The sequence below is a fragment of the Chitinophaga qingshengii genome, assembly GCF_014529935.1.
GTDB classification, from domain to species: domain Bacteria; phylum Bacteroidota; class Bacteroidia; order Chitinophagales; family Chitinophagaceae; genus Chitinophaga; species Chitinophaga qingshengii.
In genome coordinates this window covers 1-399 of the sequence record NZ_JACVFC010000022.1, presented here as the reverse complement: position 1 = coordinate 399, position 399 = coordinate 1, and the positions used below count along the sequence as shown (strand labels likewise).

1 protein-coding gene is annotated in these 399 nt (G+C 57.9%); it reads left to right on the top strand.

The features are described from left to right. A partial coding sequence (locus tag ICL07_RS32180) for an acyl-CoA synthetase family protein (RefSeq protein WP_188092170.1) occupies positions 1-399 on the top strand: 399 nt, incomplete at both ends.

Genomic DNA, 399 nt, shown 5'->3' with positions numbered 1-399 from the left:
ATACTGGACCGCCGGCATCATATTGTGCCGTCGGGTGTTACAGGAGAGCTGTGCATAGGCGGCGCGGGTGTCAGCAATGGCTATTGGGGAAAGCCGGCACTCACGGCGGAGAAATTTATTGATAACCCATTTGGAGCCGGAAAGCTATACTGCTCCGGGGACCTGGTGCGCTGGACCACAGCCGGTGAACTGGAATTCCTGGGCCGGCGTGATGAACAGGTCAAGATTAATGGTTACCGGGTGGAGTTGGGAGAGATCGCCAGCCTACTGTCAGTCTGCCCCGGAGTGAAACAGTCTGCCCTGGCCATCAAGCCGGGGATAGCCGGCCAGCCGGCCCTGGTGGCTTATGTCACCAGTGACGGCATAGCCGACAGGAAACAGATTTACCAACAACTGAGC